Raw genomic sequence first — 7,991 nt, 5'->3', positions numbered from 1 at the left:
GAAATAATAAAACTCCAAAGCAGCGTAGAAGAAAAAGAATATAGCATTGAAGATCTACACAAAAAAATTGAGGAAAAGGAACAGAACTTAGAAAATCTCTATAATGAGCTGAACGATAAAAATACTTCATTAGAAAAACTTTATTCAGAAGTAAAAGAACAGAAAGAAAGCAATGAAATTTTACAACTGTATCTAGATGAGAGAGAAGAAAGAAATAAAGAGCTTACTAATTGTTTAATGGATAAGGAAAGTTTATTAGAAAATCTTCAAAGAAATGTAAATGAACGTGAGCAAAAACTAGTAGATCTACAAAACACAGTACAAGAAAAAGATAATAGAATCGAACAACTAGAAAAAACTATTAATGAAGAAAGATTAGTTCTAGAAGAAAAATTAAGAGAATTAGATGAAGAACAAATTAGTTATAGTAACGAATTAAAGAATCAAGAGCTTCGACTACAAGAGATTACAAATAATAAAGATGAGCTTCAACAGCAATTCGATTTAATGAATAAACAGCGACTAGATCTAGAAGAAAGCAAGAGAAACATAGAATTAAAATATACGCAAGTAGAAGCTGAAATGAGTAAAAAAATGGAGTTGATTGGCGCATTACAAAGTACGAACTTTAAACAATTACAAAAGCTAGAGGAGCAGGATAATACAATAACTAAGATACAGGATAATTTAGTGTCTCAAACATTGCAAACTAAAGATTCTACGCAAAGATATGATGAATTGAAAAATAATTACGATAATCTGCTGAAAACATTAAGAGAAAAAGAAGAAAGAATTAAGTCGATGGAAGATACACTCAACAAAAAAACTGATGAGACAATCAAGTTAGAAAAAAAACTTGAGGAAATAGAAAATCAGAAGAAAAATACATCGAATGAATTATCAACTGATAAGGGGGACTTAGAAGCAGAAATAGAGCAAAGAAATAAAATGATGGATGAATACGAAACTACAATTCTTGAATTAATGATTGAGTTGGATCAATTAAGAAATAAGTAGATATGGTTAACAATATATTTTTAGAAAGGTGGATGTAGTTTAGAACCAAAAACGGAGTAACAATTCTTATTAACAAAGTTCTGATAGACGGTATGACCGCCTGGATTTACAGACTCTATAAGCCTTGATTTATAAGGTTTATAGAGTCCAAGAGATTATTATATTAATAATAACAGGAGGATATATGAAGAAGCCTACTATTTTAATTTTAGCTGTCTTCCTATTCATTATAGGCAGCCTAGGGATATACTTATTTTGTATAAATAAAGATACAGTAACGATTAGTGATCCCTCATTATAACAATCCATAAGAGATAATATAGGTAAAACTTCAGGAAAAATCTATCGTTCCGATTTAGAAAACTTGACCATGCTTGATTTGAGTTATTCACTCTAGGAATCAAATTACAGTAATAAATTCGTTAAAAAATTTAGTCAATTAGAATTTTTAGATTTATCTTCAAATGAAATCGTTGATAGGAGTGTTTTAGATGAATTTACTCATATAAATTGACTATTTCCCTAAATGCTAATGATGGAATAAGTTGTAAAATAAAAAAGAACATGTTATAATAAACAAAATTATTACATAATTTACAAAAATACTCACTTGAACGGAGAACTACTATGATTAAATTAAATGAAGTAGACTACATTAAGCTAAGTGAACTATGTTCTTACAGAAAAAATGATATTATGTTGTCATGGTTTCTTGAGGGTAATCCAAGCTGCGCCGCATGGGTAGATAATATAGAACAACCAGAAGAAGCTATAATTATTGCAGCAGATTTCTGCTATCTTTTAGGGGAGATAAAACATCCAGATGAAACAAAACAGATACTAGAAACATATGCCCAGCATAAAATTATCAATTCATGCGAAACACAATGGGTTACATATTTGAAGGAGAATTTATCTGATAAATTACATTTTTCTAAGAGATATTCAATAAAACATGAACCTAATGCTTTTGATAAGAATAATTTAAAACAATTAATCGAGAAGGTTGTACCAGAATATGAGATTAAGTCAATTGATGAAGAAATTTACAATGAGGTTCTTAATATTGACTGGGCTGCTGATGGTTGTTGCTTTTATAGGTCGTATGATGATTTTAAAGAAAATGGACTGGGTTATGTTGCCTTTAAAGATGGAGAACTTATTTCCATAGCATCTTCGTATAATACATATAAAAGCACTATCAGTGTAACGATAGGCACATTAGATGACTATAGAAGAAGAGGCATTGCAGCTGCATGTGCAGCTTCCTTAATCTTAGAATGTTTAAAGAGAGGTATTTACCCTGAATGGGAATCGGCAAATATGGCTTCAGTAGCTTTATCAGAAAAGTTAGGTTATCATTTGGATAAGGAATATGATATTTATTATCTTAGGTAAGGGAAAAGATGAATCTTTTTCTCTTACAGGAACTAATGTAGGATTAAAAAGACATATAAATAATTCTTTATCCATTTTCTTTTCGCCTTATTTGAATTTTTATATTTGTTAATTATAACTGTATTTTTACATTTTTGCAACGCTTGATTAGTGTATAATAAAAATAATAAATAAAAGTAAATAAATATGAATTTAACCTTTAAGCTTTAGCTCTAAATGAGTTCGATAAATTGGTCATTAAAGAAGATTTAAAAAAATCAAGTTTTTATGAAGGGTGCTATATACAAAATAAAATCGATTATTTATGTCTTTTAGAGAATGCTCTTGATAATAATCTAACCTTACTATGATAATTAATCCTGAGGCGGGATGTGGGAAGAGCCCAGAAATCCTTATAAATAAAGGATTTCTGGCATTATGCCCTATTCAGAATATTATATGAAATCATAGAAAAAACACAGAAATATTTACACTCTCGATAAAAGATATGGAGTAGAGATAAAGTGGTTGCACTATGTTATTCAAATCTCAGCTTTTCTAACGTCTTTGCCTTCTCATATGCTTTACAAAGAAACTCTTGAATTGATAAATCCTCATATCCCCAATTCATAGGCTCCAAAGCAGTTGCACCTTTATAGCCAGTTTCTGCGATTTTTCTCATAACTGTAGGCCAATCTATATTTCCATCAAGCGGTAACTGGTGTTGTCCTCTAGCACCACCATTGTCATGCAAGTGCAATGCCATCAAACGTTTTTCATACTTAGCTAATAAATCACCTGCATTTTCATTATTCGCATGGTGACAACTGTCATAACAGAATCCTATTTGTTTGGAATTAATAGAATTCAATACACAAGCTATATTATTAACATTACTCAAGTTTTCCATAGCAATATTAATTCCTAGGCGTTCTGCTTTCTCTGTTATTCGCTTAATTCTTTCCATTCCTAATTCAGTAATTGGAAAATTATCATTAGGCAAATGTACTACCATAGTGGGGATTTTAACTTCTGCACAGTCTTTGATGCATTCTGAATAACATTCAAAAACATTCTCTCCATCTATATTATCAAGTGAAAGATTATTCTGATTTTGTACAGGGGTATGCATGTTTTCTATCATCAACCCTGCATTAATAACATGCTGTACACCTTCGCGATAATCAGCACCACGTCCAAATCCGTCACTCCACCATAGTAAGACTCCATCAAATCCTGCCTCTTTTATAAGTTTGTATCTATCCTTAATTGAAACTTCATACCCAAACCAATCATATATAGTTATCATCGATACCTCCACTAGAACTTTTTGATTATAGAAAATTATACCATAAATATTCATAAAGAAAAGCAAACTACTTTGGAAAGAAAATTATACTCGTGTGATTCTTACCATCAAATTTGTTTCCGCACTGATTGACTTGACTTCCTTATTAAGTATAAAGATTGAATGCTAAATATTTTTATCCATATAATTATGAGGCAAGAGAGGACAATATAATTGTCAATGAATTTAGGATTGATTTATATAGTAGTAATGCGTTGGATACTATCAGAAAATGTATACCATTGTTTGGTGAAGAAGTAATTTATTCATGGAAAAATTATGCGCGAGAATATCCTAAGCAGATAGCAATAAATAATATTAACGACGTTCTACAATCGATTGATTGAACTCAAGTTGAACTATATTTTGAAGAGGAAATTCCACATTACTATTTGAGCATATTTCAAATTACAAAAGAATAACAGACGGCGATTGTAAACAACCTAAAACCTTTGTATTATCTCGAATATGTCATCGAACAGATTCAAATGAACGATACGTTACAGGTATTTGATTTGCTTCCGTGGTCAGAAAAGATACCAGAGAAATGTAAAAACTTAAAGACGCCACAACACCAGTAATTTTATTATACTGGCGTTGACGTCTTTTTTAAATGCGTGCTTGAGAAGACGCTTACATAGAAACAAAATTTTTTACATTACCGAATTGCGACCAACTATGTGGTCGTATCAACTTATATATTTTAATTATTTAGCCTGTCTACTTGACAGAGGTGAGACTGTTTCAAGTTTTGTGTAAATAGCAAAATTGATATAAGAATTGTTAATAGTTATAGTAAGGGCAAGGCCAAGTAAGTTGGTTTTGCCCTTATCTGCATTATACATCTATTTTTTTACATGTCAATAAAGCCTTTGATATCAGGCTAGTCATAGACTTGAATTAGTGGAGACGTTCCTCGAAGTAAATCTCTAGTTGGGAATGAATTTGACCCCAATCTTGTCGATGTCCTGTCCACTTTTTGGTGATATCCATAGTTGCTAGATACAGCATCTTTAGTAAGCTATCATCAGACGGAAATACCGTCTTGTTTTTAGTTACCTTACGAAGCTGACGATTAAATCCTTCTATCGCATTTGTAGTATAAATTAGCTTTCTAACGGCCTCCGGATATTTAAAATATGTAGATAGTGTTGTCCAATTCTCTGTCCAAGACTTATAAATTTTTGGATATTTACTGTCCCATTTCTCTGCAAAATGTTCAAGTTTATCTAATGCGATTTCTTCTGTCGGAGCTGCATATACTTCCTTCAAATCAATCATTAGTTTCTTGATATCTTTGTAGGAAACGAATTTAGTAGAGTTCCGAATCTGATGAATAATGCATTGTTGTATTTCTGTTTGAGGATATGCCGCATCAATGGCTTGAGGAAATCCGCTCAAACCGTCGACACATGCGATTAATATATCTTGAACACCTCTATTTTTTAGCCCATTCATAATGGAAAGCCAGAATTTTGCACTTTCATTTTCACCTACATACATACCTAAAACATCTTTATGCCCCTCCATATCGATACCTAACGCTATGTAGACTGCTCTTTTTACAATACGTCCTTCGCTACGTACATGATAATGAATTGCATCCATAAAAACTACAGCATACACATCTGCAAGTGGGCGTTCCTGCCACTCTTTTACGATGGGAAGAATCTTATCCGTGATTCTACTAATCGTACTATCAGAGATATCAATGTCGTACAGTTCTCGCATATGACTTTCAATATCTCCAGTTGTCATACCCTTTGCATACATGGATATAATCTTTTCTTCCATGTCTTGAGAGACTGTATTTTGATACTTTTTGACAAGCTGTGGTTCGTATTCTCCATTACGATCTCGTGGAATCGCAACTTCCATATCCCCATAAGATGTATGCATTGTTTTTGAGGAATGTCCATTTCTGCTATTTGAAGTCTGTTTATTACGATAATCATATTTAGAATAGGCTAATTCTTCATTAAGTTCTTCATCTAAAGCACCTTCTAGCAGTACAGACATCATATCTTTCATGATAGAATTAACATCAGTACCATTTTTGACGCTAATATCATTATTTTTCAGATACTCCTGCATCAATTCTCGCATTACTTGCTTTTGTGGTGATTCATTTCTTGTTCTTTTTCCCATAAAAATAACCTCCAAACTGATTGTAATTATCTTACATCAATTTAGAGGTTTACACAATCTTTAGGATAGTCTCACAGAGGTCGGTTCATAGCCACTTCCTACTATATTATGTTATTTCATTTTTAATCTATATTGAAAAAGCTTATCATCTCTCTCAGCTTTTCTGCTTGATCTTTAAGTTCATTACTGTTATCAGCACTATTTTTAGCTGATACAACGTTTTGATCTACAACATTAGCTATTTGATTAGTTCCGGCGTTTAATTCTTGTATTGTTGTGCTTTGAAGTTCTGCATTAGACAACAATTTATTCATCATTTCATCAGTTTTAACAACAGATTCGCTAATACCTTTTAACTCATCAGACATATTACCAAGCTTCTTCTGTCCAATATCTACTTGCCTATTACTAGCTCTTGTAAGGTCTTCAATGTCTTTTACAGCTTTTGCACTTCTTTGTGCTAATTCTCTAATTTCACTAGCTACTACAGCAAAACCTTTACCATTTTCGCCTGCACGAGCAGCTTCGATAGAAGCATTTAAGCTTAATAGATTAGTTTGTTCTGCAATATCATTAATAACGCCTGTAATCTCTGAAATGTTTTCACTAGATTGACGAATAGCGTTCATTTCTTGTAGCATTTCATTCATTAAAGTGATACCTTGTTCTGTTTTACACTTTGTGCTATTAATCATTTTAGTGCTTTCATTTACTTGTTCTACATTGTCAATAATGCTTTGTGATATTGTATCTGTTTGAGCAAGGAATTCTTCAATAATACTAGCTTGGTCTGTAGCGCCATCTGAAAGAGATTCTGCATCGTCAGCCATAACTGCTGACATATCAGCAAATAGACTACCTATCTTGCCGATTTCTGATAATGTGTTGCTTGTACTAGAAAGTGATTTATTGATAGCTGTTTTAATATTAACGAAATCTCCAATATAGTTCTTATCAAGTTTTACGGTAAGATTACCATCAGCTATTTCATTCATAACTCTATCAATATCATCAATGTATTCTCTAATTGTACTTGTTGATTCTCTCATACTGTCAGCTAATCTACCGATTGCATTAGTACTTTCATAAGTAATCTCTGCTCGTAAATTACCTTTTGACATTTCTTTTGCTACGATTTCAAGCTCTTTTAATGGATTTACAATGCTTAAGCTCATTTTAACACTAATAACTGAACCTAATATAAATACAACTATTAATATACATGTAACAAATAAAACAGTTCCTTTTGTCACATTAACACTAGATTTTAGTACATCTTCTTGTTGATATAATGTATATTCATCAAGTTCAACAGATACGTCTTTCATTTCGTTTAATAGTTTAGAACATTGTTCAACAATTAGTTTTTTTGCTGTTTCATCGTTACCTTCTAGGATAGCATGCAAAGTAGTATCAGCGATTTCTTTCCATTCGTTTAATTTAACTTCTAATTTTTCAACTAAATCATAATTTGAATAAGGATTCTCTTTTAATTCATTAATTCTTTGATCTAAATCTGTCATGTATTCATGAATGTTATTGTTTAATTCATCGTAGTCTTCATGATTGTCTGTAATGTACATATCTCGTAGTGCAATAGCGGCAAGTCCAGATTCAATACGAATCATCTTAACAGAAATATCAGTAAGGTATGAACCTGTTGTAAACTCTATTAGTTTTTTTCTTGAATAGTTTAGACCACCTATAGCTGATATAGCCATAAAAAGTGAAAGTAGCATAATAGCAAAGAAAGCTAAAGTTAATCTAGCTTTAATATCAAATTTGTTAAGTATTTTCATTGTTGATTCTCCATTACATATTTATTATTTTATTATTGTTCTAATCCGTCAAAGTCGAATGCTGCGGCTTTTGTGTAGTTTGTTACCTTAGCTTCAAAGAAATCTGTCTTAGTTCGATTTAGCTGTTACGTATTGTCCCCATGCTATTTGGTGTTCAATAATTTAATCAAATGCCCCTCTTTCGTCGTTCTGATTAAAGATAGTATCTTATTCATAAAAATGTCTCCTTTGTATATTGTATTTGTTTTATAAGAATGCAGTAGTTTGTATTCTTATGCTATATATTTTGTAACAAATAGAAG

General features: G+C 31.5%; 5 protein-coding genes. 2 read left to right on the top strand and 3 right to left on the bottom strand.

Going from position 1 to position 7,991, the window contains the following annotated elements:
• Positions 1 to 1,017, top strand: a 1,017-nt coding sequence (locus ACW2QF_RS15520; RefSeq protein WP_455716919.1) for a hypothetical protein, incomplete at its 5' end; no start/stop codon positions are given.
• 627 nt (positions 1,018 to 1,644) lie between these two features.
• Positions 1,645 to 2,415: a GNAT family N-acetyltransferase gene (locus ACW2QF_RS15515; protein WP_455716918.1), complete on the top strand. Its 771-nt coding sequence runs from the start codon at positions 1,645 to 1,647 to the stop codon at positions 2,413 to 2,415.
• Positions 2,416 to 2,932: 517 nt separating this feature from the next.
• Here ACW2QF_RS15515 and ACW2QF_RS15510 read toward each other — a convergent pair.
• The 3 genes from ACW2QF_RS15510 to ACW2QF_RS15500 all read right to left on the bottom strand — a co-directional run bounded on the left by ACW2QF_RS15510 (position 2,933) and on the right by ACW2QF_RS15500 (position 7,689).
• Entirely contained in the window at positions 2,933 to 3,703 is a 771-nt protein-coding gene (locus ACW2QF_RS15510) for a sugar phosphate isomerase/epimerase family protein (RefSeq protein WP_455716917.1), read from the bottom strand.
• Between the two features lie 939 nt (positions 3,704 to 4,642).
• Positions 4,643 to 5,848, bottom strand: coding sequence for an IS256 family transposase (locus ACW2QF_RS15505; RefSeq protein WP_455716920.1), 1,206 nt, complete (start codon positions 5,846 to 5,848; stop codon positions 4,643 to 4,645).
• 164 nt (positions 5,849 to 6,012) lie between these two features.
• Positions 6,013 to 7,689, bottom strand: coding sequence for a methyl-accepting chemotaxis protein (locus tag ACW2QF_RS15500; protein ID WP_455716916.1), 1,677 nt, complete (start codon positions 7,687 to 7,689; stop codon positions 6,013 to 6,015).
• Between the last annotated feature and the right edge of the window lie 302 nt (positions 7,690 to 7,991).

The sequence above is a fragment of the Anaerosporobacter sp. genome (genome assembly GCF_965301125.1).
This window is presented reverse-complemented; position numbering and strand designations above follow the sequence as displayed.